This window comes from Micromonospora sp. NPDC126480, from assembly GCF_040302465.1.
Taxonomy (GTDB): domain Bacteria; phylum Actinomycetota; class Actinomycetes; order Mycobacteriales; family Micromonosporaceae; genus Micromonospora.
The window spans coordinates 145,629-169,507 of the sequence record NZ_JBEORU010000004.1; the positions used below are offsets into that span (position 1 = coordinate 145,629).

Consider the following 23,879-nt stretch of genomic DNA (forward strand, 5'->3'; position numbering starts at 1 on the left):
GTTCTCCAGACTCCTTCGGTTCCCCTGGTGGGATCGTCGCCCGTCGCCGGACGCCGCGGTTGTCGTGTCAGGCGTGCGCGTGCAGCGGCTTGCCGGCCAGGGCCAGGTGCGCCTCGCCCAGGGCCTCGTTCTGCGTCGGGTGGGCGTGCACGAGCTGCGCCACCTCGGCCGGGTACGCCTCCCAGTTGTAGATGAGCTGGGCCTCGCCGATCAGCTCGCCGACCCGGGCGCCCACCATGTGCACGCCGACGACCGGCCCGTCCTCGACCCGCACCAGCTTCACGAACCCGGTGGTCTTGAGGATCTGGCTCTTGCCGTTGCCGCCCAGGTTGTAGTTGTAGGACTTGACCTTGTCGGCGCCGTACTGCTCCTTGGCCTTCGTCTCGGTCAGGCCGACCGACGCCAGCTCCGGGTCCGAGTAGGTGACCCGGGGGATGCCGGCCTCGTCGATGACCGCCGGGTTCAGCCCGGCGATCTCCTCGGCGACGAAGATGCCCTGCTGGAAGCCGCGGTGCGCGAGCTGGAGGCCGGGCACGATGTCGCCGACGGCGTAGACGTTCGGGACGTTGGTGCGCAGCCGCTCGTCGGTCAGCACGTAGCCCCGGTCCATCTTCACGCCCTGGTCCTCGTACCCGAGGTTGGCGGTGTTGGGGCCGCGACCGACCGCGACCAGCAGCAGCTCCGCCTCGACGGTGTCGCCGCCCTGGATCGTCACCTTGACGCCGTTGCCGGTCTTCTCGACCTTCTCGAACGGCTTGCCGACCTTGAAGTTGATCTTCCGCTTGCGGAACGCCCGCTCCAGCGCCTTCGACGACTCCTCGTCCTCGGCGGCGACCAGGCGCGGCAGCGCCTCGACGATCGTGACGTCCACCCCGAACGACTTCCAGACGCTCGCGAACTCGACGCCGATCACGCCACCGCCGAGCACGATCACCGACGCCGGGACCCGGTCCAGGGTCAGGGCGTGGTCGCTGGTGATGATCCGCTCGCCGTCGATCTCCAGGCCGGGCAGGCTCTTCGCGTACGAGCCGGAGGCCAGGACCACGTTGCGGCCGGTGTAGCGCTTGCCGTCGACCTCGACCGTGTTCGGCGCGACCAGCTTGCCGGCGCCGGCCACGAAGGTGATGTTCTTCGCGCCGCCGACCAGGCCCTGCAGGCCCTTGTACAGCCGCGCGACGACCCCGTCCTTGTACGAGTTGACCGCCGCCATGTCGATGCCGACCAGCTCGGCCTTCACGCCGAACTGCTCCGACTCGCGGGTCTGGTCGGCGATCTCGGCGGCGTGCAGCAGCGCCTTGGTCGGGATACAGCCGTTGTGCAGGCAGGTGCCGCCGAGCTTGCCCTTCTCGATAAGCGCGACGGAGAGATCCAGCTGGGCGGCGCGCAGCGCCGCCGCGTAGCCGCCGCTGCCACCTCCGAGGATGACGATGTCGAAGGTCTCGTTCGGCTCGCTCACGTCCAACTCCCAGGTCGCGTCGCTGCATCGGGGGTCACGGCAGGGTAATGCGGACACACCCCACCTCGGTCATCTTGTCACCACTGCGCGCAGCGCGCGTAATGAGGTGCCCAACGACACGTCCGGGACACGTACCCTTGGCACGGGTTTCGATGACGCGGTTTTGGGGGAGACGACCGGTGGGACTGTTCCGACGACGGAAGAAGGCGCGTCCGGTCAGCCTGGACCGCGCGGCCGACCGTGGCGATCTGGACCACCTCGAGAACTTCGTCCGCACCCGGCGGGGCGTCGAGGCGTACATCGAGCCCCGGACGACCGTCACCGAGACCACCGTCATGCTGATCGCCGACGACGGCGAGTGGACCCGGCGCCGGATCGACGGCCCGGACGGGGCGCGGCGCTTCGCGTACCGGGTGGGCATCCCGGTGTACGACGTGCGCCTGATGGGCTACCCGCAGCGGATGCGCGACTACAACGAGCGCCGCAAGCGCCGCCCCGAGCTGTTCTGACCGTACGGCTGACCGGGTCCCCGGGGCCGCGCCGGCGGCCAGGTGTTAAGAAGGGCCCCTTGTACAACGCGAAGCGTTAACAAGGGGCCCTTCCTTTCACGTCAGCCGTTGGTGGCGACGTCCTCGATCAGGTGCAGCAGGGTGCGGACCGGTACGCCGGTGCCGCCCTTGGTCCAGTAGCCGGTCGCCTCGCCGGAGTGGTAGCTGGGGCCGGCGATGTCGATGTGCGCCCAGGCGACGTCGTCGGTGACGAACTCGCGCAGGAACACCCCGCCCTGGAGCATGTGACCCGCCCGGTCCATCCCGGCGTTGACCTGGGAGATGTCGGCCACGTCGGAGTCCATGCCCTTGCGCACGTCGTCCGGCAGCGGCATCGGCCAGGCCGGCTCGCCGACCGCGTCGCCGGCCTCACGTACCCGCTCGCACAGCTCCGCGGAGCCCATCACGCCGGCCACCCGCTTGCCGAGCGCGACGACCTGGCCGCCGGTCAGGGTGGAGGTCTCGAAGAGGTAGTCGCAGCCGTCGGCGCAGGCGCGGGCGATCGCGTCGGCGAGGATCATCCGCCCCTCGGCGTCGGTGTTGAGCACCTCCACACGCTTGCCGTCGAACATGGTGATCACGTCACCGGGCCGGTACGACGTGCCGGACGGCATGTTCTCCGCCATCGGCACGTACGCGGTCACGGCCACGTCCGGCTTGAGCGTGGCGACCGCCAGCATGGCGGCGGCGACCGCGGCGGCGCCGGCCATGTCGGACTTCATCTCCCACATGCCCTGCGCCGGCTTGATCGAGATGCCGCCGGTGTCGAAGGTGATGCCCTTGCCGACGAGCGCGACCCGCTTGCCGGTGCCGCCGCCGGCCGGGGTGTAGCTGATCCGCACCAGCCGCGGCGGGGCCTCCGAGCCCTGGCCGACCGCGACGATGCCGCCGTACCCGCCCTCGCGCAGAGCGGTCTCGTCGAGCACCTCCACGTCGAGGCCGGCCTCGCGGGCGGCGGTGGCCACGGCATCGGCGAAGGCCGGCGGGCGCAGTTCGTTCGGCGCGGTGTTCACCCAGTCGCGGGTGCGCCGCACGGCGTCGGTCACCGCCCGCGCCCGGGCCACCTCGGCGGCGGCGGCCGCGTCGCCCGCGTCCGGCACCGCCACCAGCACCTCGGCGACCGGCTGCCGCCGGCCCGGCTGCGGGCGGGTCTTGTAGCCGGCGAACCGGTACCCGCCGAGCAGGGCGCCCTCGGCGACCGCCCGCAGCGCCACCGGCGCGTCGGCGTCGTCGGGCAGCGGCAACGCCAGCGCGACCCGGGACGCCCCGGCCAGCGCCCGCACGGCCGCGCCGGCCGCCCGGCGCAGCGTCTCGGGTGCGGGGGCGGCGCCGGCGGGCTCCGGTCCGAGCCCGACCGCGGCGATCACCGGTGCGGTGACGGTGCCGAGCGTGGCGAGCTTGACCACCTCGCCGGGGCCACCGGTCGCGCCGAGCAGCGCCAGCGTCTCGGTCAGCTTTCCGTCGAAGGCGGCGGCGATGCTCTCGGCGCCGCTGGCCAGCAGCAGGGCGGCGGCGGCGGGGCCGCCGGCGCCCGCCTGGTCACCGGTCTGGCTGTGCAGGCCGATGACGATCGCGTCGACGGCGAGCTCGGCGGGGTCGGTGTCGACGAGGCTGAGGTTGGTGCTGGGCGATGTCACTGAAGCTACTCCGGGCGGGCCGGGCCGGTCGCACCGTCGCGTACCGGCGATGAAGGTCTCCGGCGGACCGTACCCGCCGAAGGTGAGCGTTGTCCCGCCGACGGCACCGGCGGTCCCGCCGATGCTAACCAGCCCCTCCGCCCCCGGTAAGTTCCCACCCATGACCGACGTGACCTCCGGCCCCGCCGAGACCCGGCTGCGCCGTTCCCCGCTGCACGACCGGCACACCGCCGCCGGCGCCAAGTTCGCCCCGTTCGGCGGGTGGGAGATGCCCCTGGAGTACGCCGGGGGCGGGGTGCTGAAGGAACACGCGGCGGTCCGCGCCTCGGTCGGCGTCTTCGACGTGTCCCACCTGGGCAAGGTCCGGGTGACCGGCCCCGGCGCGGCGGACTTCGTCAACGCCTGCCTGAGCAACGATCTGGGCCGGATCGGTCCCGGCCGGGCGCAGTACACGCTCTGCTGCGACGACGCCACCGGCGGCGTGGTGGACGACATCATCGCCTACCTGCACGCCGACGACCACGTCTTCCTCATCCCGAACGCCGCGAACACCGCCGAGGTGGTGCGTCGCCTGCGCGCCGCCGCGCCGCCGTCGGTCACGATCACCGACGAGCACGAGGCGTACGCCGTCCTCGCCGTGCAGGGTCCCCGCTCGGCGGAACTGCTGGGCGAGCTGGGTCTGCCCACCGAGCACGGGTACATGAGCTTCTCGGGCGGCGCGGTCGCCGGGGCCGGGCTGACCGTGTGCCGCACCGGCTACACCGGCGAACTGGGGTACGAGCTGGTGGTGCCGGCCGGGGACGCGGTCGCGGTGTGGGACGCGCTCTTCGCCGCCGGTACGGCGTACGAGCTGCGGGCGTGCGGCCTGGCCGCCCGGGACACGCTGCGCACCGAGATGGGGTACCCGCTGCACGGGCAGGACCTGTCCCTGGACATCACCCCGGTGCAGGCGCGTTCGGGCTGGGCGGTCGGCTGGGACAAGCCGGCGTTCTGGGGGCGCGACGCGCTGCTCGCGGAGAAGGCCGCCGGCCCCCGGCGCACGTTGCGCGGCCTGGAGGCGGTCGACCGGGCGATTCCGCGCCCCGGCATGGCCGTGTACGCCGGGGACGAGCGGGTCGGGACCATCACCAGCGGCACCTTCAGCCCGACGCGCAAGCAGGGCATCGCCCTGGCCCTCATCGACACCGCCCCGGCGCTGCCGGACGACACCGAGGTCGAGGTCGACATCCGCGGCCGCCGCGCCCCGATGCGCCTGACCCGCCCACCGTTCGTCCAGCCCTCGGTGAAGTAGGGAACCGGGTCAGACGGGTGGGGTGGGGCGTTCGCCGGCGTCCAGGACGGCCTGGGTCCAGCCGCCCTCGATGACGCCGGTGCCGTCCAGCACCGCCCAGTCGACGACGTCGGTCGCCTCCACGACGACCGGGGAACCGATCCGGACGGTCGGGTCGGTGTTCGCGTCGCTGGCGCTTGCCGCCTCGATCCGCTCCGGGGTGTCCCACTTCGTGACGCTGGCCCAGACGTACTCGGGACCGTCGTCGCCCGGCAGCCCGTACTTCACCACGAGCTGCGTCTCCGGCGGCAGCTGGCCGGCGAGGAACCGGGCGCGGATGTCGCCGAGCGAGGCGCGGGCGGTGGCGACCGCCTGGCTCATCGCGTCGCCGGAGCGGGCGTACCGCACGTCCGGCTGGATGCCGCTGAACAGCGTCGCGCAGGCGGCGGCGTAGTAGCGCCCGTCGGTCCCGGGGTACCCGGCCGGTGGGCGCAGGCTGAGGAACGAGTCGGCCTCCGGGTCGGTCGCCGGGTCCAGCTCCAGCCGCAGCAGCACGGGGGCGGTCGCGCCGTGCTGCTCGGGATTGCCGTACGCCACCGCGATGTCGTGCCCGGTGACCGTGGCCAGCACCGGCAGCTGCACGAACGCGGGCACCTCCTCGCCGGCCAGCCCGTCGGTCCAGTCGCGCAGCAGCCGGCGCGCCGCGCCGGTCATCACCGCGCCCCAGGCCCGGGTCAGGTGGTCCGGCACGCCCTGCGTCTGCAGCTCCAGCAGCCCGAAGCGGCGCAGCCCCTTCGTGGTGAACCAGAGCCCGTCGGCGTCGGACGAGTAGGGCACGAGCACCCAGTCGACAAGCCGGATCCGGCCCTCGGCGTCCGGCAGCGAGCGCAGCGCGGTCGCCGGGTCGAGGAACTGGAGCCCGAAGACGTCCACCACGTCACCGCCGACCGTGTCGGCGACCGCCGCCGCCACCGCCCGGGCCGCCCACTCGTGCGCCGGCGGCCACCCCGGCCGGTACTCGGCCTGCACCACCACCAGATGGGTCGCCGCCGCCAGCCGGGCCAGCTGCGCCTCGGTCGCGCCGAACGCGGTGAGCAGGTCCGGCGGCAGCTCCGGGAACTCGTGGATCGGCCGGGTGTCCACGCTCATCAACGGGCTGTCCAGCATGTGCCGGGCGAGCCCGTGCACCGGCTCGGCCAGCCGCCCGGCGAGCCGCTGCACCGCCGTCTTCGTGCCCACCGTCGGCAGCCCGGCCAGCGGCACCAGGTAGGTCGCGCTCAACGACTCCGGGACCGGTACGGGCAGGAAGTCGTCCGTGATGAGCATGGGTTCCCCCGGGATGGCCGTGCCGGTGCTGTCGCACCGAACGCTACCCGCCGGGCCGGGCGCACCTCAGCCGGACAACACCAGTCCCAGGTAGACCAGCGTGGTGACCACTTCCACGGTCGCGCCCAGCACGTCGCCGGTCACGCCGCCGAGCCGGCGTACCACGTGGCGCTGCAGCCCCGCCGCCACGGCGAGCGCGGCGGCGACGGCGAGGGGCCCCTGCCACGGGCGCCCCGGCACGGCCGCGACCGCCGTCAGCGCGACGGCGGCCGTCGCGGCGGCCAGCGCGAGCGGCCCGACGGTGCCGGCGACCAGCGCGCCCAGCCCTTCCGGCCGGGCCGCCGGCACGCCGCGCCGACACGCCACGGTGACCCCGAGCCGGCCGGCGGCGGTCGCGGTCACCACCGCCGCGAGCACCGCCGGCGCCGACCGCCCGGCCAGCTCCGCGAGCGCCGCCGCCTGCACCAGCAGGACGACCACCAGCGCGACCACCCCGAACGGGCCGACGTCCGGCTTCTTCATGATCTCCAGCGCGGCGGGCCCCCGCCGGTACGACCCGAGCGCGTCCACGGTGTCGGCCAGCCCGTCGAGGTGCAGCCCACGGGTCAGCAGCGCCCCGGCGGCGACGGTGACGCCGGCCGCCACAAGCGGCGGCGCGAGCGCGCCGAGGAGCAGCAGCACCCCGGCGAGGACGGCCCCGAGCAGCGCCCCGACCGCCGGCGCGAGGGCCATCGCGGTGCCCGCCACCGGACGGTCGATCCGGCCGGCGCGCACCGGCAGCGTGGTGAACGTGGTCAGCGCCAGCCGGGCTCCGGCGGTGAACCGCGCGTCAGCCGGCACGCCGGCCGGACGGGTCCAGCGGGGCGGGCTCGGGATCGGTGGTGGTCGGGCCCGGACCGGCCGGCTCCGGCTCGCGGAAGTCCGGCTCGTCGGTGGTGGTCGGGCCGGGGCCCGCCGGGTCCGGCTCGCGGAAGTCCGGCTCGTCGGTCGGCTCGTCCGGGCCGCCCAGGGCCGGGTGCGTCGGAAGCGCCGCCGCCAGCCCCAGCACCGAGCGCAGCAACGGCAGCGCCACCAGCGCGTTCGCGCCCTCGCCCAGGTCCAGCCGGAGGTCGAGCAGCGGGGTCAGGCCGAGCACGTCGGCGGCAAGCATCACGGCCGGGTGCCGTCCGTGGTCGGCGAGCAGGCACCAGTGCCGGGCCTGCCCGGCCAGGTCCCGGCTGACCAGGCCGGCGGCCACTCCGACCGGACCGTCCAGCAGCACCGGCAGCCGCCGCGCGGTCGCGCCGAGCAGCACGCCGGTCGCCACCGCGACGTCCCCGCCGCCCAGCTCGGCCAGGATGTCCTTGGCGCCCCGCGGCGAGTGGCGGCTGCGGTGCAGGGCGTCCCGGACGGCCGCGCAGCGGACCATCCAGGCGGCGTCGTCGTACTCACCCGAGTCGTTGAGCACCCGGCCGAGCACGGCGGGCGGCTCCGCGCCGGCGGTGGCGGCGAGCACCGCCGCGGCGGCCGCGTCGGTGCCGGCACCGCAGGCGCCGAGCACGAGCAGGCGTACGCCGGCGTCGGCGGCCTGCTCGGCGAGCCGCCAGCCGTGACGCAGCGCCGACTCGACCTCGTCGGGGGTCAGCGCCGGCTCGACCTCGATCGGACGGGCGGCCGGCGCGTCGACCACCTGCAGGCTGGCCCCGGCCTCGGCGGCGAGCCGGGCCAGCGCGCCCCGGCCGGCCCGGGCGGCGCGGGCCCGGCGGGCGGAGTCACCGGGGACGGTGCCGGCGGCGGCGCCGCCCCGGTGGTCGCCGTGCACGAGCAGTACCCGGACCGTGTCCCACGGCGCGGGCGTCGGCGTGCCCTGGGTGCCGCCGGCGAACCCGACCACACGGTCGAGCACGCCGAAGCCGGCCCCGGGCAGGTCCAGGGTGGCCAGCCGGTCGACGGCCTGCGGGCCCGCGTACTCGTCGGGCATGGGCAGTTCCATGCCGGGCTGGATGACCAGGCCGGTCGCCACCATCGGCAGGGCCATCGTCGGTGCCGACCAGGGGGTGCGGCCGTCGTCGTCCGGAACGGCCGTGGTGGGCGGCACGGTCGGGGTGAGCACCTCCGGCAGCGCCTGCGGCTCCGCGGCGGGCGCGGTGCCGGCCGGCCCGCCCTGCGCGGGCACGATGCCGGGCCGGGCGGTCGGGGTGGGCTTGAGCCAGGTCGGCTGACCCGCGACCACCAGGACCACGGCGTCGGCGGCGTCGGCGACCGCGCGGTTCGTGGCGCCGAGCGCGTCGGCGAAGGCCCGCCCGAGCGGGGTGGTGGGCACCAGGGAGAGCCCGACCTCGGGGCTGACCACCACCAGCCGGGCCGGGCAGGAGCGGACCGCGTCGGCCAGCTCGGCGATGGTGGCGGTGTCGTCGGCGGGCTGGTGGGCCGGGTCGAGCAGGACCGTCACCCAGCCGCCCAGGTCGTCGACGAGCAACGTCTCGTGCGGCTCGGCGGCGGTGATGACGTCGGCCAGCCGGCGGGGGTCCCCGGCGGTCTCCTCCGTGCTCCACGACTCCGGGCGGCGGGCCCGGTGCGCCGCCAGGCGGGCCGCCCACTCCTCGTCGTCGGCCCCGGTGTCGGTCGCGGTGGCCAGGTACCGGACCGCCGGCGCGTCGGCGACCAGGGACTCGGCGAACTCGGACTTGCCGGACCGGATACCCCCGAGCACCAGGACCGTGTTCCACCCGTCAACGGACATGCCCGTACCTTAAGGCCGCCCGGCGCCCCGCCGCCCTCCGCCCCGCGTCCGGCGCCTGGGACGATCAAGCGCGCAACCGACGCGCAGCCGTTGTCCGCGCCGCCGACTAGTCTGGCGGGGGATCAGCGGCGAGGGGAGACGCGCACATGGCGTGGAGCTGGCGGTACGAGGGCGCGAACGGCGAGCCGGCGCAGGGGCCGGCGGAGCAGTTCGGCAGCCAGGCGGATGCCGAGTCGTGGATCGGCCAGACCTGGCGGGAGCTCGCGGCGTCCGGCGTCACCTCGGTCGCGCTCGTCGAGGACGACCGCGTGGAGTACCGGATGAGCCTGCTGCCACCGGCGGAGTGATGGCCGGGGACCGTTCGGGGAGCGGGCCGCTGCTGCTCGGCGTACCCCGGGCGGCGTTCCGCCCCAGCCCGGTGTTCCTCGGCCTGGTGGCGCTCTTCGTGACCAGCGGGGTGCTGACCTGGCGCGGGATCGGCAACGTCCGGTTCGACGTGTTCCTCTTCGTCGTCTCCGGGTGGCTCGTCTCGCTCTGCCTGCACGAGTACGCGCACGCGATCGTCGCGTTCCGCGCCGGTGACCGCAGCGTCGCCCACCAGGGCTATCTCACGCTGAATCCGCTCAAGTACAGTCACCCGCTGCTGTCCATCGCGCTGCCGGTGCTGGTGGTGCTGCTCGGCGGCATCGGCCTGCCCGGCGGCGCGGTGTGGGTGGACCGGCACGCCATCCCGGGCCGGCTGCGACACACCCTGGTCAGCCTCGCCGGGCCGGCCACCAACGTCGTGTTCACGCTGCTGCTGGTCGCCGCGGTCCGGCTGCTGGCGCCCGGCGGCGGGCCGATCGAGTTCTGGGCCGCGGTGGCGCTGCTCGCCTTCCTCCAGCTCACCGCGAGCCTGCTCAACCTGCTTCCGGTGCCCGGTCTGGACGGCGGCAACATGATCCAGCCGTGGCTCAGCCCGCCGTACCGCCGGATGTACGACCTCTTCGCGCCGTACGGCTTCATCCTGCTCTTCGCCCTGCTGTGGAGCCCCCGCATCGCCGGCTGGTTCTTCGGGGCGGTCTTCGCGATCGGCGACGCCCTCGGCCTGCCTCCGGGCCTGTACTCCCTCGGCCTGGACCTGATCCGCTTCTGGCAGGGCTGAGCGGCCCCGCCTCGCCGGACGCCGCCCCGGCCGGCGTGGTGCCGGCCGCGGCGGCGCGCGTCACGGACGCTGGGCGGGGGACTCGGTGCGGGCCGGGTCCCGCTCGGTCACCGGGTCGACGATCTCGTCGATCGCCTTGAGCAGGTCGGCGTCGAGCTTCACGCCGGCCGCCTTGACGTTGTCGTGCACCTGCTCCGGCCGGGACGCGCCGATGATCGCCGAGGAGACGTTCGGGTTCTGCAGGACCCAGGCGATCGCGAGCTGGGCCATGCTGAGGCCGGCCTGCTCGGCGAGCGGCTTGAGCCGCTGCACCCGGGTCAGCACGTCGTCGGTCATGAACTTGGCGATGAAGCCCGCGCCCGACTTCTCGTCGGTGGCGCGGGAGCCGGCCGGTGGCGGCTGCCCCGGCAGGTACTTGCCGGACAGCACGCCCTGCGCCAGCGGCGACCAGACGATCTGCCCGACGCCCAGCTCCTCGCTGGTCGGGACGACCTCGGCCTCGATGACCCGCCAGAGCATCGAGTACTGCGGCTGGTTGGAGACCAGCGGGATCCGCAGCTCGCGGGCGAGACCGTGGGCTTCCCGGATCTGTGACGCCTTCCACTCGGAGACGCCGATGTAGAGGGCCTTGCCGGAGTGGACGACGTCGGCGAACGCCTCCATCGTCTCCTCCAGCGGAGTGCTGTAGTCGTACCGGTGGGCCTGGTAGAGGTCGACGTAGTCGGTGCGCAGCCGGCGCAGCGAGCCGTTGATCGACTCCATGATGTGCTTGCGGGACAGGCCGCGGTCGTTGCGGCCCGGCCCGGTCGGCCAGTACACCTTCGTGAACAGCTCGATCCCCTCGCGCCGCTCGCCCTGCAGGGCCCGGCCGAGGACGTCCTCCGCGCGGGTGCCCGCGTACACGTCGGCGGTGTCGAAGGTGGTGACGCCGGCGTCCAGGGCGGCCTGGACGCAGGCGAACGCCGCCTCCTCCTCGACCTGCGAGCCGTGGGTGATCCAGTTGCCGTACGAGATCTCGCTGACCATCAGGCCGGAGCGGCCCAGGTGTCGGAATTCCATGCCCCCGACCCTAGCCCGGACGGCGGCGGCTCAGTCCGGCGCCGGGTCGACCAGCAGGGCGTGCCGCAGGCAGCGCCCGAGCCAGGTCCGGAAGGCGTCCTCGGACCAGCCGCGGTCGAGCACCAGCGCCCCGTAGTGCGCCGGATCGTTGTAGAACCACAGCTCGTCGACGGCGCGCTCCGGGTCCGACCCGTGCCGCAGCGGTTCGTCGAACGTGCGCAGCCGCTCGACCACCATGCGGGCGCCGGCGCGCCGGTTGCGCAGCAGGGTCCGCCAGACCTCGGCGACCTCGGGCGTGCCGTCTGCGGCGCGCCGCACCGTCTCGAACACCCGGGCCGCGCGAGCCCCGATCAGGGTGCAGACGCCCGCGTACCCGTCGAGCACCTCGGCCCCGGTGCGTCCGTCCCACACCGGCCGGAACCATTGTCGCTCGGCCACCGGCACCGGTTCGTCGTCGCCGGCGAGCGCCTCGTCGAGGACCTGGCGCAGCAGGGCCGCCTTGGAGCCGAACGCGGCGGACACGGTGGGGCGGGCCACGCCGGCCTCGACGGCGACGTCGGCCAACGAGGTGGCCGCGTAGCCCCGGGCGACGAAGAGGTCGGTGGCGGCGGCGACCACCGCCTGCCGGGTGCGTCGCGCGCTCTCCTCCCGTACCCGGGACCGGTACGGCCGGGTCGGCTTCCCGTCCTTGACTTCACTCATGACGTCGTCATACTAACAACGTATTCACTAGACGCTGTGCTATCGAATATCTTGCCAGATATTCACCGGCCCGCGTCATCACGATGACCGACCACGGGAGGCGACATGCCCGTCCACCCCTACGTGCTCCGTGCCGACGAGGGAGAGGCGTTCTGGTTCCTCGGCAACCTGGCCACCGTCAAGGCGGCCGGCGCGCAGACCGGTGGGCGGCTCACCGTCGCCGAGTTCGTCAACCCGCCGGGCTTCGCCCCGCCCCTGCACCGGCACCTGGTGGAGGACGAGATGTTCTACGTGCTCTCCGGCACCGCGCTGTTCCACTGCGCCGACACGGTCCTTCAGGCCGGCCCCGGCGACTTCGTCCTGCTGCCGGTCGGCGTTCCGCACACGTTCGTGGTCGGCGACGACGAGCCCCTGCGCGCGTTGCAGATCACCACTCCCGCCGGCTTCGAACGATTCGCCGCCGAGGCCGGGACGCCGGCGCCGGAACGCCGCCTGCCCGACGCCGGCCCGATCGACCCGGCGGCGCTCGGCCACGCCGCCATCCGGCACGGCATCGAACTGCTCGGGCCGCCACCCGGCCGCTGACCCACCGCCGGCACCGGCGACACCGCACGTGAGCTGCCGGGACCCCGGCATGGGACGGTCAGATCACCGGCACGGTGTCGGTGAGCAGCCGCTCGATCTCGGCGACCACGCCGTCCCGGTCCGGGTGCGTCGGGTCGATGAGCGGTTCGCCCCGGCGGTCCAGCGCACCCCACCGCCCGGCGCCCGTCGCCACCAGGAACGCCACCGGGTGCACCACCACCGCCGCGTGCGCCGGCGGCACGACCAGCCGCCCGGTCCGGTCCACCACCCCGTACCGGCCGGCGGCGTCCACCACCGCCAGCCCCTCGTCGGAGAAACCGTCGACGTGTCGGCCGTCGGCGAGCATCGTGGCGAACCCGTGGTAGCGGGCCGGAACCACCATCCGGCCGACCCGGTCCACCGCGCCCCAACCCTCCCGGCGGACCGCGGCGACCCCGCGCCGGAACGGGCGTACCTCCGCGAAGCCCGGCGGAACGACCACCTCGCCGCCCTGGTCGATCGCGCGCCAGCCGCCGGGCTCGCCGCGTGACACCCAGGCCAGTCCGTCGGAGAACGGGCGGACCGCCAGCCAGGACGCCGCCAGCACGGTGGCCCCGGTCAGGTCGACCAGCGACCAGCGGTCGTCACCCGGCCGGCGGACCCAGGCCACGCCCTCCCGGAACGGCTGCGCCTCCGCGTACTCCGCCGCGATCACCAGGTCGCCGTCCGGGTCGGCGTACCCCCAGAGATCTCCGTCGCGCGCCGGCACCGGGGGCCGGTCCGGCTCCAGCAGTTCCTCCCGCTTCCGGGGGTACGGCCCGAAGCCCGTCACCGCGGCCCGTTCGGTCACCGCGTCCAGGCTCATCCGTACCCGGGCCAGCAGCTCCGGGTCGGCGGACCCGCGCAGGTCCAGCGCACGCTCGAAGTGCGCACAGGCCTCCATCAGCCGGCCCTGGTCGAAACAGCACCGCCCCGCGTGCTCGTGCAGCGCCGCCCGCAGCCGGTCGGGCAGCTCCGACGAGTTCGCCTCGGCGAAGAGCCGGTCGGCCTCGTCGTACTCGCCCCGCCACCGCAGCACGTGCGCCAGCCGGGCCTGGGCCAGGGCGGTCCGTCGCAGCTCGCCGGTCGCCTCCGCGTACGTGAGGGCGAGGCGGCCGTCGGCAAGCGCGTCGTCCAGGTCCCCGGCGATCCGCGACACCACCGCCCGCAGGCTGAGCAGACGCGCGCGGGACCGGTTGTCCACCGCCGTGCCGAGCTTCTCGGTGAGGCGGCGGCGGACCGTCCGGAACGCGTCGGGATCGGTGATGATCTCGCGCAGCGTCGCCGGGTCGAGCTGCCAACGGTAGGTCGCGAGGGCCTGCTCGGGATCGCCCTCCAGGGTCACCTGGGCGGGTGCGGCATCCGCCGCGCTGTCCGGTGCCGGGTCCGTCACCTCGTCCGGCGCGGCCGTCGTCGCCCCGGACCGGCCGGCGTCCGGTGGCTCTCCGGCCGCCGCGGCCGCTGGTTCCGGCGAGGATCCCGTGGGGCCGGTGGCGCTCGTGGTGACCGGCGGAACCGGCTGGGCCGGGTCGAACGTCGGCACCGGTTCGACCCGGGCCGGCGACGCCGATCCGGTCGCGTTTGCCGGTGCCGCGTCGGCGGCCGGGGCAGCGGCGACCGCGGCCGTCCGCGCGGACACCGGGTCGGTGGACGCGACGTCGGGATCGGCGGGCGCCGAACCGGCCGCAGGTGCGGTGGCCGGATCGGGCGGGCGGGCCGGATCGACTGGTTCGGCCGGATGCGTGAGGTCGGCCGAGTGTGCCAGGTCGGCCAGGTGGGTCGCCGCGGCCGGATGTGTCTGCTCGGCCGAGCGTGCCCAGTCGGCCAGGTGGGCCGACGAGGCCGGCTGTGGCGGGTCGGCCGGGTCGGTCGCGGCTGGCGGCGTGGTGGTGGCGAGGGGCTGGGCGGGTGCGGTGGCCCGTTCGGCCCGTGTCGCCGCTTCCGCACGTGCCGGCTCCGGCGTGGGTGGCGCCGGTGCGGCGGACTGCTTCGCGCGGGGACCGGCGGGCGTCGGCAGGGTGGCGGCCGGGGCGTCCGGATGCGACCCCGCTGCCGTTTCGGCCGGCGTGGTTGCCGGCGGCGGCGGTTCGGCCGGCGGCGGCACGTCGGGTTCCGGACGGGCCGGCGGTGCGGCGGCGGGGTCGTCGGCGTGCGGCAGGTGATCCGGTCGGTCGGGGGTCGTGGCGTCCGGCTCCGGGCGCGGTACCGGCGGGGGCGTGGACGGCGCGGCGACGCGGTCACCGGCCTGCGGCGGGCCGGCCGGCGGCGCGGCGACCGGGGCCGGTCCGGCCGGCGGCGCGGACACCTGGGTCGGCAGGGCCGGTGGCGCGTACGCCGGTTCGACCGGCAGGGCCGGTGGCGCGTACGCCGGTTCGACCGGCGGACGTGGGTCCGGGGCCGGTGGGGCGGACACCGGGGCGGACGGAGCCGCCACGTCCGCCTCCGGGCCCGCCGGCGCGACCTCCGCCGGTGGGGCCGGGGGCGGGGCGGGTGGTGCGGACACCGGCACGGCCGGTCGGGAGTCGAGCCCGGCCGACTCCGCCGGAGCCGGGTCGGATACCGGCGCCGGGTCGGGCATCGGCGCTGGAGCGACCGGTGCGTGGTCCGGTGTCGGCGCCGGAGCGGCCTGCGCCGGGACGGACGGCGGCGCTGGGGTCGCCTCGGCCGGCTCTGGCGGCGCGGCCGGATCGGCGGGAACCGGCTCGGGTACCGCCGGCGAGGAGCTCGGCTCCGGGTCGGGCGACGGTGCGGCCGGCGCGAACCAGGCGGCCGGGCCGTTGCGCCGCTGAGTGGGCGGCGGCTCGGCGGCGGGCTGGTCCGAGGGCGGCGGTGGGACGTAGCGCCGCGGGTTCCACGGGGTGATGGCCGGCGTCGACCGGGACATGGTGGCGGAGTCCGCGGCGCCGGGCTGCTCGGGGACCGGGCGCGGGCCGGGGGCCGGCGCGGTGGGCCGGTCGGTGACGTGCCCGTCGTGGTGTGCCGCCGGGGAGACCGGCCGGACGGCCGGCGGGTCCACCGGCCGGTACGGGCCGGATGCCGGGGAGACCGGTCGGGCGTGGCCGCGTTCGGGTGCGGGGGAGACGGGCCGGTCCGGTCCGTGTGGTGCGGCCGGTCCCTGCGGGTGGGGTGCGGGGGAGACGGGTCGGGCGTGGCCGCGTTCGGGTGCGGGGGAGACGGGCCGGTCCGGTCCGTACGGGTGAGGCGCGGCGTGGTCGAGCTGGTTCGGAGCCGGCGACACCGGCCGGCCGGGTGCCGGGGAGACCGGGTGCCGGCCCGCGTCACCGGCGACCGGCGCCGGCCGGGTGTCGTGGCCGGGCGTGTGGCCCGGGGCCCGGTGCTCCGGGGCGCCGGACGGGTGGGCGGGGGAGACCGGACGTCCGGGCGCGCCGGCGACCGGTCGGTCGTGCGGCTGCGACGGTGGAACGGAGACGGGCGCGCCGGCGGGGCGGGGCCCGGCGGCCGGTCGCACCTCGGGCGGGCCCTCGGGGTGCCGGCGGTCAACCGGCCTGGCGTGCGGCCCGTGGGGTGGCTCGCCGCGCCGGGCGGCCTCGCGCTCGGGGCCCGGGCGGAGGGGACCGGGCGGTGGCCAGGGCAGGCCCGCCTCGGGCCGCCGGTGCGGCTGCTCGGGGCCGTAGCGGTCGGGCCGGCGGTCCGGGCCGGGTGTGGCCTCGCGGTGACGATCGGGGCCGTCGTACGCCCCGGGGCGACCCGGGCGGTGCTGCGGGTACGGCTCGGCGTGCGTGCCGTGTGCCGCCCACGGCTCGGCCGGACGGTTGCCGTCGTGCCAGGGCTGGTCGTCGTGTGTCCGGTCCGGCTGCGACCCACGGTCGGCGTGCCGGTACCCCGGTCCGTCGGCGGGCCGGTTCCACCGGCCGTCCACGGCGCGGTCACGCGTACCGTCGACGCCCCGGTCGGCCGGGCGGGCGCCGCGGGCGTCCACGGCCCGGTCCCGCGGACCGGGACCGCGCTCCCGCGGGCCGGTGGTGGAGTGGTCCCGAGGCCCGCCGTCGCGGCGGTCCGGATACTCCTCGGCGGGCCGTCCCCGTTCGCCCGCGCCCGAGTGTCCCCAGGGGTAGCGGGTCCGGCGCGGCTCCGCCCCGCCCGGACGGCCGGCGTCGCGGTCCGGCCCCCGGGACCGGTCCTCGTCCGGCTCCGGCAGCCAGCCCGCGTCCAGGTGGCCGGCGGGGGAGACCGGCCGGTCGCGTCCGCCCGGCTCACGCCGGGCGTAGCGGTCGTCGTACCGGCCCGGCTCGTCGTAGCGTCCGCGGCCGGTGTGGTCGACGCCCCGGCCGGGCTCGGCGCCACTGCGGGCGTTGCGCGACTCCGGCCGGCGGCCCCGGTCGTCCGCCCGCGCCGGGTCGCCCGGCGAGCGGCGGTACATCTCGTCCCCGGCCCGGTGGTACGTCTCGTCGGCCGGGCGGCGGTACATCTCGTCGCCGGGCCGGTGGTGCGTCTCGTCGGCCGGGCGCCGGTACATGTCGTCGCCGGGGTGCCGGTCGTCGTGGGGTGCGCGGCGGCCGTCCGGCTCGTCGTTCCAGGACCGGCCCAGGTACGTGCCGTCGGGGCGGGTCGGCGCGAGCGGGGGCACCTCGGCCCGGCCGACCACCGCGGCCCGGCCGCGCGGGGCGGGCGGTGGGGGATGCTCGATGCCGATGTCGCCGGGGTAGCGCTGGCCGGGGAACTGGGGGTGCCACTCGTTCGTCGGCTCGACCACCCAGGACGGCTCGGCGGGGTCGTGCCACCGGTCGCCGTAGCCGCGACTCATCTGCGCGACCTGTCGCCGGCTCGCGCGACGGTGCGGCCGCGCCCCGCAGGAGCGGGCACGGCGGACCGCCCGAGGAGCGTCCGCTCGCTCACGGCCGCGCCCCGGTGGCCGGCTCGCGTCCGCTCGCTCACGGCGATTGTCACCTCGTTGCAAATTGTCGCGCTGGGTGCCCCACCCACCGGTAGAGTCCCCCGTCCCGGCATGGCGTAGCTGCGGAAGGAGGGTAGCGGCGTGGGCTCGGTCACCGCCACTGTGGCACCGTCCCGGGCATCAAACGTTATCCTATGGTTCCGGACATTTAAGGCTATAACCGGATCGGGCTTTCGACGTTACGCCACCTACCGTCAGGCCTCGGTCGCCGGGCTGGCCACCAACGTCGTCTTCGGCTTCCTGCGCTGCTACGTGCTGCTCGCGGCCGTCGGGGCGGCCGGCACGGTGGCCGGGTACGACCGGGGTCAGCTCGCCACGTTCGTCTGGGCCAGCCAGGGCCTGCTCGCCGTGATCCTGCTCTGGGGCTGGACGGACCTGGCCGACCGGATCCGCTCCGGCGAGATCGCCGCCGACCTGCTCCGGCCGGTGCATCCGGTCACCGCGTACCTCGCCACCGACCTCGGTCGGGCCGGGCACGCCGCGCTGGTCCGGATGCTGCCGCCGGTGCTGATCGGGCCGCTCTTCTTCGAGGTCCACCTGCCGGCTCGGTGGGCCACCGTCCCGCTGTTCGCGATCTCCGTGACCCTGGCCGTGGTGCTCTGCTTCGGCTGCCGGTTCCTGGTCAACGCGACCGCGTACTGGCTGCACGACGTCCGGGGCCCGATGATCCTCTGGACGGTCGGGGCGGGCGTGCTCGCCGGCCTCTACTTCCCGCTGCGCTTCCTCCCGGAGTGGCTGCAGCTCGCGCTGTGGCTGGGCACCCCGTTCCCGAGCCTGCTGCAGACCCCGCTCGACGTGCTGGTCGAGCGGGACCCGACCGGCGTGCAGGCCGGTCTGGTCGGGTTGCAGGCCGGCTGGACCGCGCTGATCCTGCTCGCCGCCCGGTGGGTGCAGCGGCGCGCGGAGCACCGGTTGGTGGTGCAGGGTGGCTGAGCCACGGTCCGGCGGCGCGCTCACGGCGTACCGGGCGCTGCTGGGCGCCCAGGCCCGCGCGCAGGCCGCGTACCGGACGTCGTTCGTCGTCGACCTGCTGGGCAACGTGGGCTCCACCGTCTTCGACGTGGTCACCGTCCTGGTCATCTTCGGGGTGACCCGGGAGCTGGGTGGCTTCACCCTCGCCGAGACGCTGGTGATCGTCGGGCTCTCCTCCGCCGCGTTCGCCACCGCGGACCTGCTGGTCGGCAACATCGAACGGCTGCCGCGGTACGTGCGTACCGGGCTGCTCGACGCGGTGCTGGTCCGCCCGCTCGGCGCCCTGCCCCAGCTCCTGCTGATGGACCTGCCGCTGCGCAAGGTGTCCCGGGCGGTGTTCGGTGTGGCCGTGCTCGCCGTCGCGCTGGCCTCCGCCGGGATCGACTGGACCCCGGCGCGGGCGGTGCTGGCGGTCGTGGCCCCGCTGGCCGGGGTGGTCTTCTTCGGCTCGGTCTTCGTCGCCACCGCCACCGTCTCGTTCTTCTGGGTGGACTCGGGCGAGCTGGCCAACTCGGTCACCTACGGCGGGCGGGACTTCACCTCGTACCCGGTCACCGTCTACGGCGGGTGGTTCCGCGCGCTGTTCGCGTACGGTCTGGGTCTCGCCTTCGTCAGCTACCACCCGGCGCTGGCGCTGCTGGGCCGGGCCGACCCGCTGGGCCTGCCGGCCGTGGCCGGCTGGGCCGCGCCGGCGGTCGCGCTGGTCGCGGCGGCGCTGGCCGCGCTGGCCTGGCGCACCGGGGTCCGCCACTACCGGAGTACGGGGTCATGAGCGATGTCATCGTGGCCGACGGGCTGCGCAAGGAGTTCACGGTGCGGGTCCGCGCCGGCCGCCTGCGTCGGGAGAAGCGGCGGGTCACCGCCGTCGACGGCATCGACCTGCGGGTGGCCCGTGGCGAGATGCTCGGCTACATCGGGCCGAACGGCGCCGGCAAGTCGACCACGTTGAAGATGCTCACCGGCGTGCTCACGCCGTCGGGCGGGACGGCCCGGGTGTGCGGGCTGCGCCCGGTGCCGGACCGGACCCGCCTCGCGCTGCGCATCGGGGTGGTCTTCGGGCAGCGTTCACAGCTCTGGTGGGACCTGCCGCTGCGGGACTCGTTCGCGCTGCTCCGGCACGTCTACCGGGTGCCCGCCGACGTCCAAGCGGCCCGGCTGCGGCGCTGCCGGAGCCTGCTCGACCTGGACGGGTTCCTGGACGTGCCGGTGCGGCAGCTGTCGCTTGGGCAGCGGATGCGCGGGGAGCTGACCGCCGCGTTGCTGCACGGGCCGGAGGTGCTCTTCCTCGACGAGCCGACGATCGGCCTGGACGTGGTCAGCAAGCAGGCGGTCCGGGGTTTCCTGGGTGAGCTGGGCCGGGCCGGCGACACCACCCTGGTGCTGACCACCCACGACCTCGCCGACATCGAGCGGCTCTGCGCGCGGCTGGTCGTGGTCGACCGCGGCCGGGTGGTGCACGACGGGTCGATCGCCGCGCTGCACCGCCGGTACGGGTCGCGCCGGCTGCTCGTCGCCGACCTGGACACCGCGCCGGCCCGGCCGCCGGTGCTGCCCGGCGCGCCACTGGAGCGGGTCGAGGCCGACGGGCACCGCCTGGTGTACGCGCTGGAGTCGGCGGGCGTCGCCGAGGTGGTCGCCGCCCTCGCCGGTCTCGGCGCGTTACGCGACGTCTCGATCGTCGAGCCCGGCATCGAGGACGTGGTCGCGCGCCTGTACCGCGGTGACCCTCAGGGGTGCTCCATGACCAGCACGGCGAAGGTGCCCGGGGCCAGGGCCTCGTAGCGGTGCGGCACGTCGCCGGGGAAGGCGGCGTAGTCGCCGGGGCCCAGCTCCACCAGCTCCGGCTCCGGCCCGATCCGCAGCCGCCCGGCGCCGACCACGACGTGCTCGACGCTGCGGGCGGTGTGCGCCTCGGCGGTGCGGACGGTGCCTGGCTCCAGCTCCATCAGGTAGATGTCCCGGCGGGCGTGGGCGGGCCCGGAACTGAGCAGCGTCGCGGTGAACTCGGCGTGCTCGGAGCGGATGCGTGGACCCTCGCCGGCCCGGACGACCCGGACGGCCGGGTCGGGCGGCTCGACCAACCGGCTGAACGGGACGTCGAGCGCCACCCCGAGGGCCCAGAGCGTCTCCACGCTCGGGTTGCCGACGCCGGACTCGAGCTGGGACAGCGTCGACTTCGCGATGCCGGCCCGACGGGCCAGCTCGGTAAGCGAGATGTTGACCCGTTCCCGCTCGCGCCGCAGCGCGGCGGCGATGGTGGCGAGCGGGGGAGCCGGCTCCGCGGACATTGTTCGCTCCATCGGTCCACTCGTTCGGTTTGACGACCGCATCGGGTCGCGTTCATCATTGAGAACCATGCGTACGATACAGCGAACACCGGACGGTGCAATCGTCCGCGACGTCGCCGCGATCGGAGCGGCGATGGTCGCGGTCGGCGCCTCGTTCGGGGCGGTCGCCGTGGCCGCGGGCGTCCCGGCGTGGGCGGCCGTCACCATGTCCGTGCTGGTCTACGCCGGCGGCGCGCAGTTCATGGCGGTCGGGCTGGTGGCCGCCGGCAGCCCGCTGGCCGCCGTCCTCGCCGGGCTCCTGCTCAACGCGCGGCACCTGCCGTTCGGGCTGACCCTCGCCGACAGCATCGGGCGCCCGGTCTGGCGCCGGCTGCTCGGCAGTCACCTGATGACCGACGAGGCCACCGCCTTCGCGCTGGCGCGGCCGGCCGGCGCCGCCCGGCGACGCGCGTTCTGGCTGGCCGGTGTCCTGCTCTTCCTCGCCTGGAACCTCGGCACCGTCCTCGGGGTGCTGGCCGGCGGGGTGGCCGGCGACCCGGCCGCGCTCGGGCTGGACGCGGCCTTCCCGGCCGGCCTGATCGCCCTGCTGATGCCGACCCTGCGGGACCGGGACACCCGCCGGGTGGCGCTGGCCGGCGCGGTGCTCGCGGTGCTCGCCACCCCGCTGCTGCCCGCCGGCCTGCCGGTGCTGCTCGCCCTGGCCGGTCCGGCGGTCCTCGCACTGCGGAACGCACGCCGGGCGGCCGCGGCCGGTCGGCCGGCCCCGGACACCGGCGGGCCGCACGACGAAGCGGCCGAGGCCGTCACCACCGCGGGGCGGCCGGTACGCGGGAAGGGGGAGTCGTGCTAATCGCCGTGATCCTGGCGCTGGCCGCCGGAACGTACGGCTTCCGGGTCGCCGGTGTGCTGCTGCGCGACCGGCTCGACCTGCCCGAGTGGTCCCGGCTGCTGCTGCCGGTCGGCGCGGCGGCCCTGCTCGCCGCCCTGGCGGCGACCGCCGCGCTGACCGAGGCCGGCCGCTTCGCCGGCTGGGCCCGCCCCTTGGGCGTGCTGGTCGGAGTGCTGCTGGCCTGGCGTCGGGCGCCGTTCGTGCTGGTGGTGCTCGCCGCCGCCGGCACCACCGCGCTGCTGCGGCTGCTCGGCGTGGAGTGAACCCCTCGACGACGACGGCCCCTCCCGCAGCGGGAGGGGCCGTCGTCGTCGAGCGGTCAGATCGGGTCGCCGATGTTGACGCGCGGCTCGGGCGCCCGCATCCGGCGGAAGGTCAGCGACCGCATGATCGCGTACAGGTAGAGCGAGCCCATCCGCTGGCCGGTGTTCGGGAACCGCTCGCGGACCAGCTTCTTGATCTTCCGTGCGATGAGGATCGAGTCGACGATCACGGCCAGGGCGAGCACGCCCCAGAGCAGGTTCGAGGCCAGCTGGATCGCCGGGGGCATTGCCTGGTTCGAGCCGATCAGCACCACCAGCGCACCGCCGAAGAACCAGGTGCCGACCGTACGCCGGGAGTCGACCACGTTGCGGGCGAGCAGCCGCTCCGGCCCGCGGTCGCGGGGGCCGCCCTCACGCCGGAAGTCCGCGGCAGCCTCCGCGCGCAGCTTGCGCCGGTGCTCCCGCTGCTCCTCCTTGGTCAACGGCTTGGTCGCCGTCGGAGGGCGCCGCCCGGCGGCGGGCCGCTTGGGTGTCTCGCGCCCCTTCGCGGGGGTGTAGCCGCGGGAGCGGGCGGCGGGCTCCTCCTCCGGGGTCACGGAGGTGGTGGCCTCGTCGACGAGGTCGGTGGACTTGCGGCGAAACAGCGACACGCGGCAAGGGTAGCCAAGCGCCGGCGCCCGGTGCACATCGCGGTGCGCCGGACCCCAGCGTCAGTGGTGGACGTTACGGCCGCTCGACGTGTGCGCCGAGGTCGGCGAGCTTGGCCTCGAAGTCCTCGTAGCCGCGGTTGATCAGGTCGACGCCGTACACGCGGGAGGTGCCCTCGGCGGCCAGCGCCGCGATCAGGTGGCTGAACCCGGCGCGCAGGTCGGGGATGACCAGGTCGGCGGCGTGCAGCTTGCTCGGCCCGGCGATGACCGCCGAGTGCTTGAAGTTCCGCCGGCCGAAGCGGCACGGCGTGCCGCCGAGGCAGTCCCGGTAGACCTGGATGTTCGCGCCCATCGAGTTGAGCGCCTCGGTGTAGCCGAGCCGCTGCTCGTACACCGTCTCGTGGACGATCGACAGGCCCCGCGCCTGGGTCAGCGCCACGACCAGCGGCTGCTGCCAGTCGGTCATGAACCCGGGGTGCACGTCGGTCTCCAGCGCGACCGACTTCAGCTCCCCGCCCGGGTGCCAGAAACGGATGCCGCCCTCCTGGCCCGGGTCGCCGAGGCGCGGCGGGCGGGCGTCGGTGACCTCGTACTCGCCGCCGACCGACCGGAAGATGTTGAGGAAGGTCATCATGTCGGCCTGCTCCGCGCCGAGCACCTCGACGTGACCGCGGGTCGCCAGGGCGGCGGCCGCCCAGCTCGCCGCCTCGATCCGGTCCGGGATCGGGCGGTGCGAGTAGCCGTGCAGCTTCGGCACGCCCTGGATCTCGATCACCCGGTCGGTGTGCACCTTGATGATCGCGCCCATCTTCTGCAGGACGCAGATCAGGTCGATGATCTCCGGCTCGACGGCCGCGTTGCGCAGCTCGGTGACACCCTCGGCCATCACCGCGGTCAGCAGCACCTGCTCGGTGGCGCCGACGCTCGGGTACGGCAGGGCGAACTTGGTGCCGTGCAGGCCGTTCGGCGCCGACAGGTGCAGGCCCTCCGGCCGCTTGTCGACGGTGGCGCCGAACTCCCGCAGCGCCTGGAGGTGGAAGTCGATCGGGCGCGGACCGATGTGGCAGCCGCCGAGGTCGGGGATGAAGGCGTGGCCCAGCCGGTGCAGCAGCGGCCCGCAGAAGAGGATCGGGATCCGGCTGGAGCCGGCGTGCACGTTGATCTGGTCGGTGCTCGCGCTCTCCACGTTCGCCGGGTCGAAGATCAGCTCGCCGTCCTCGTCGCCGTCGGTGACCTTGACGCCGTGCAGGCCCAGCAGCCCGCGGACGACCTCGACGTCACGGATCTTCGGCACGTCGTACAGCCGGCTCGGACTGTCACCCAGCAGCGCGGCGACCATCGCCTTGGAGACCAGGTTCTTCGCGCCGCGCACGCGGATCCGCCCTTCCAGCGGAGTGCCTCCGTGTACGACCAGGACGTCGTCGGTCAACGCAAC

At 75.3% G+C, this 23,879-nt stretch carries 21 protein-coding genes; 10 read left to right on the forward strand and 11 right to left on the reverse strand.

Features of this window, described 5'->3' with window-relative positions; genetic code table 11:
• Positions 1-67: 67 nt before the first annotated feature.
• Positions 68-1,456 carry a dihydrolipoyl dehydrogenase gene (gene lpdA, locus ABTW87_RS05415; RefSeq protein ID WP_350648741.1) on the reverse strand — a complete coding sequence of 463 codons (1,389 nt, stop codon included), beginning with the start codon at positions 1,454-1,456 and terminating at the stop codon, positions 68-70.
• A gap of 179 nt (positions 1,457-1,635) precedes the next feature.
• Between lpdA and ABTW87_RS05420 the strand changes: the two genes are divergently transcribed.
• A complete protein-coding gene (locus tag ABTW87_RS05420; protein ID WP_350648743.1) occupies positions 1,636-1,965 on the forward strand; it encodes a hypothetical protein in 330 nt (109 codons plus the stop codon).
• Positions 1,966-2,066: 101 nt separating this feature from the next.
• Here the strand turns inward: ABTW87_RS05420 and ABTW87_RS05425 are convergent, their stop codons facing one another.
• Positions 2,067-3,641, reverse strand: coding sequence for a leucyl aminopeptidase (locus ABTW87_RS05425; protein WP_350648745.1), 1,575 nt, complete (start codon positions 3,639-3,641; stop codon positions 2,067-2,069).
• Between the two features lie 160 nt (positions 3,642-3,801).
• Here ABTW87_RS05425 and gcvT point away from each other — a divergent pair, with 160 nt between their 5' ends.
• A complete protein-coding gene (gcvT, locus tag ABTW87_RS05430) occupies positions 3,802-4,932 on the forward strand; it encodes a glycine cleavage system aminomethyltransferase GcvT (RefSeq protein ID WP_350648747.1) in 1,131 nt (376 codons plus the stop codon).
• 9 nt (positions 4,933-4,941) lie between these two features.
• Here the strand turns inward: gcvT and ABTW87_RS05435 are convergent, their stop codons facing one another.
• The 3 genes from ABTW87_RS05435 to ABTW87_RS05445 form a co-directional block, all read right to left on the reverse strand.
• Complete coding sequence (locus ABTW87_RS05435) at positions 4,942-6,237, reverse strand: DUF2314 domain-containing protein (protein ID WP_350648749.1); 1,296 nt, start codon at positions 6,235-6,237, stop codon at positions 4,942-4,944.
• Between the two features lie 66 nt (positions 6,238-6,303).
• On the reverse strand, positions 6,304-7,077 hold the full coding sequence (locus tag ABTW87_RS05440; RefSeq protein WP_350648750.1) for an adenosylcobinamide-GDP ribazoletransferase: 774 nt from the start codon (positions 7,075-7,077) through the stop codon (positions 6,304-6,306).
• Positions 7,067-8,959, reverse strand: a complete 1,893-nt coding sequence (locus tag ABTW87_RS05445; RefSeq protein ID WP_350648752.1) for a bifunctional adenosylcobinamide kinase/adenosylcobinamide-phosphate guanylyltransferase — start codon at positions 8,957-8,959, stop codon at positions 7,067-7,069. The genes ABTW87_RS05440 and ABTW87_RS05445 overlap by 11 nt, the downstream gene beginning before the upstream one ends.
• A gap of 146 nt (positions 8,960-9,105) precedes the next feature.
• On the opposite strand from ABTW87_RS05445, the gene ABTW87_RS05450 reads away from it, so the two are divergent.
• Entirely contained in the window at positions 9,106-9,306 is a 201-nt protein-coding gene (locus ABTW87_RS05450) for a hypothetical protein (RefSeq protein WP_130328051.1), read from the forward strand.
• The gene (locus ABTW87_RS05455) at positions 9,306-10,103 is read left to right on the forward strand and encodes a site-2 protease family protein (RefSeq protein ID WP_350648754.1); all 798 of its coding nucleotides are present in this window, start codon (positions 9,306-9,308) and stop codon (positions 10,101-10,103) included. The genes ABTW87_RS05450 and ABTW87_RS05455 overlap by 1 nt, the downstream gene beginning before the upstream one ends.
• 60 nt (positions 10,104-10,163) lie before the next feature.
• Here ABTW87_RS05455 and ABTW87_RS05460 read toward each other — a convergent pair whose 3' ends face one another.
• Positions 10,164-11,162: an aldo/keto reductase family protein gene (locus ABTW87_RS05460; RefSeq protein WP_350648756.1), complete on the reverse strand. Its 999-nt coding sequence runs from the start codon at positions 11,160-11,162 to the stop codon at positions 10,164-10,166.
• Between the two features lie 30 nt (positions 11,163-11,192).
• Positions 11,193-11,864 carry a TetR/AcrR family transcriptional regulator gene (locus tag ABTW87_RS05465; RefSeq protein ID WP_350648758.1) on the reverse strand — a complete coding sequence of 224 codons (672 nt, stop codon included), beginning with the start codon at positions 11,862-11,864 and terminating at the stop codon, positions 11,193-11,195.
• Positions 11,865-11,969: 105 nt separating this feature from the next.
• Between ABTW87_RS05465 and ABTW87_RS05470 the strand changes: the two genes are divergently transcribed.
• Complete coding sequence (locus ABTW87_RS05470; RefSeq protein WP_350648759.1) at positions 11,970-12,449, forward strand: quercetin 2,3-dioxygenase; 480 nt, start codon at positions 11,970-11,972, stop codon at positions 12,447-12,449.
• 58 nt (positions 12,450-12,507) lie between these two features.
• Here ABTW87_RS05470 and ABTW87_RS05475 read toward each other — a convergent pair whose 3' ends face one another.
• The gene (locus tag ABTW87_RS05475; RefSeq protein ID WP_350648760.1) at positions 12,508-17,232 is read right to left on the reverse strand and encodes a WG repeat-containing protein; all 4,725 of its coding nucleotides are present in this window, start codon (positions 17,230-17,232) and stop codon (positions 12,508-12,510) included.
• 231 nt (positions 17,233-17,463) lie between these two features.
• On the opposite strand from ABTW87_RS05475, the gene ABTW87_RS05480 reads away from it, so the two are divergent.
• Genes ABTW87_RS05480 through ABTW87_RS05490 form a run of 3 tightly spaced genes read left to right on the forward strand, consistent with a single transcriptional unit; the run spans position 17,464 to position 20,136 of the window.
• Positions 17,464-18,315, forward strand: a complete 852-nt coding sequence (locus ABTW87_RS05480; RefSeq protein ID WP_502891529.1) for an ABC transporter permease — start codon at positions 17,464-17,466, stop codon at positions 18,313-18,315.
• Positions 18,308-19,126 carry an ABC transporter permease gene (locus ABTW87_RS05485; protein ID WP_350648764.1) on the forward strand — a complete coding sequence of 273 codons (819 nt, stop codon included), beginning with the start codon at positions 18,308-18,310 and terminating at the stop codon, positions 19,124-19,126. Before ABTW87_RS05480 ends, ABTW87_RS05485 begins: the two co-directional genes overlap by 8 nt.
• A complete protein-coding gene (locus ABTW87_RS05490) occupies positions 19,123-20,136 on the forward strand; it encodes an ABC transporter ATP-binding protein (protein WP_350648766.1) in 1,014 nt (337 codons plus the stop codon). Before ABTW87_RS05485 ends, ABTW87_RS05490 begins: the two co-directional genes overlap by 4 nt.
• Here the strand turns inward: ABTW87_RS05490 and ABTW87_RS05495 are convergent.
• Entirely contained in the window at positions 20,082-20,642 is a 561-nt protein-coding gene (locus ABTW87_RS05495) for a helix-turn-helix domain-containing protein (protein ID WP_350648768.1), read from the reverse strand. The two genes, ABTW87_RS05490 and ABTW87_RS05495, sit on opposite strands and share 55 nt — an antisense overlap.
• A gap of 67 nt (positions 20,643-20,709) precedes the next feature.
• On the opposite strand from ABTW87_RS05495, the gene ABTW87_RS05500 reads away from it, so the two are divergent.
• Together ABTW87_RS05500 and ABTW87_RS05505 are read left to right on the forward strand one after the other, a co-directional pair.
• Entirely contained in the window at positions 20,710-21,492 is a 783-nt protein-coding gene (locus ABTW87_RS05500; protein WP_350648770.1) for an AzlC family ABC transporter permease, read from the forward strand.
• Positions 21,486-21,794 carry an AzlD domain-containing protein gene (locus ABTW87_RS05505; protein WP_350648772.1) on the forward strand — a complete coding sequence of 103 codons (309 nt, stop codon included), beginning with the start codon at positions 21,486-21,488 and terminating at the stop codon, positions 21,792-21,794. The genes ABTW87_RS05500 and ABTW87_RS05505 overlap by 7 nt, the downstream gene beginning before the upstream one ends.
• 56 nt (positions 21,795-21,850) lie before the next feature.
• Here ABTW87_RS05505 and ABTW87_RS05510 read toward each other — a convergent pair whose 3' ends face one another.
• The gene (locus ABTW87_RS05510; protein WP_350648774.1) at positions 21,851-22,444 is read right to left on the reverse strand and encodes a DUF3043 domain-containing protein; all 594 of its coding nucleotides are present in this window, start codon (positions 22,442-22,444) and stop codon (positions 21,851-21,853) included.
• 73 nt (positions 22,445-22,517) lie between these two features.
• Positions 22,518-23,873: a UDP-N-acetylglucosamine 1-carboxyvinyltransferase gene (murA, locus tag ABTW87_RS05515; RefSeq protein WP_350648776.1), complete on the reverse strand. Its 1,356-nt coding sequence runs from the start codon at positions 23,871-23,873 to the stop codon at positions 22,518-22,520.
• Positions 23,874-23,879: the final 6 nt, after the last annotated feature.